Annotated in this window: 1 protein-coding gene; it reads left to right on the top strand. The window is 60.9% G+C overall.

The annotated features are described in order from the left end of the window. A partial coding sequence (locus tag DPM33_RS36575) for a hypothetical protein (RefSeq protein ID WP_167449331.1) occupies positions 1–1,251 on the top strand: 1,251 nt, incomplete at both ends.

The raw sequence follows: 1,251 nt of genomic DNA, 5'->3' as shown, positions 1-1,251 counted from the left end.
GGCACTGACACCCTCAGCATCTCTGGCCCGGGGTCGTTCGATCTCAATAGCCTAGCGGCCTTCACCGGCTTCGAAAACGTCAACCTCACCGGCACAGGCGAGAGCCTCACCCTGAGGAATGGTCAGAACCTGGCTGTGAACGCGGGCAGCGGCAATTCAGTGACGCTTGGGGCAGGCGACAATGGAGTGACCATCGCGCTTGCAGGTAGCAGCGATGCGATCAACATCGCCGGCAACAGCGATACGCTGAATCTTTCGGGCGCGCACGACGTCGTCACGGTGACCGGCAGCAGCGACACGGTCAACTTCTCGGGCGCCGGCTCGTCGAGTGGCCTCAAGAGTGACAGTGATCTGACGGTCACGGCCAGCAGCACCAATGTGAACATCAGCGGCAGCGGTCACTCGATCGTCATGGCTGGTGACAACGACACCATCAGCATGGCTGGCGTCGTCAACAGCACGATGTATCTGAACGGCACGGGCAACAACGTCACGCTGACGAACTGGACGGGTGTCACCCTTGAGGGCGACAATCAGAGCCTGTCGGTTTCCTCCACTGGCAGTGTGACTGGCGCAACCGTCACCGTCGCCGGCGCCCACGACAACGTGACCGTCACCGGGCAGTTCTCCGACCCGTGGGGCGTGATCGTCTCGGGGACCAACGATTCGGTTACCGTCAACGGCAGCTCGCCGATCCACCTGGTCTCTGACAACACAAGCGCAACGCTGGCCGCCAGCAACAGCGTCATCACCATCGGGGCAGGTCCCTCCCCCACCGGCACCGGCTCCAATGACACCGTTACCGTTGCCGGCACCCACGACCACGTGAACGTGACGGGCAACAACGACGCGGTCACGGTCGGCACCTACTATGATAATGCCGACGCCAACGAGGTTCACGTCAGCGGCAGCAACGATAGCTTGGTGTTCGAAGGCGGCTTCGGCAATATCATCAGCATGGAAGGCGCCAGCGACCAGCTGCTGGTGAGCGGCTTCTACAACACCGTCAACATCTCCGGCACCGATGGCACATCAAGGCTCTATGGCTACGGCCACACGGTCTCGGTCTCTTCCAGCAACACGACACAAACGCTTTATGCCTACAACGACACGATAGGCGTCAGCGGCAATGGTCTCACGCTGAACTTCATCACCGATCCAAATCCAGGCAACCCATCCGGCAGCAACCATCTCACCGTGACCGGTAGCGGAGACACTATCTCTCTCGTGGGGCCGCAAAATACCGTGGAC

The sequence above is a fragment of the Mesorhizobium hawassense genome, from assembly GCF_003289945.1.
GTDB classification, from domain to species: Bacteria; Pseudomonadota; Alphaproteobacteria; order Rhizobiales; family Rhizobiaceae; genus Mesorhizobium; species Mesorhizobium hawassense.
This window is presented reverse-complemented; position numbering and strand designations above follow the sequence as displayed.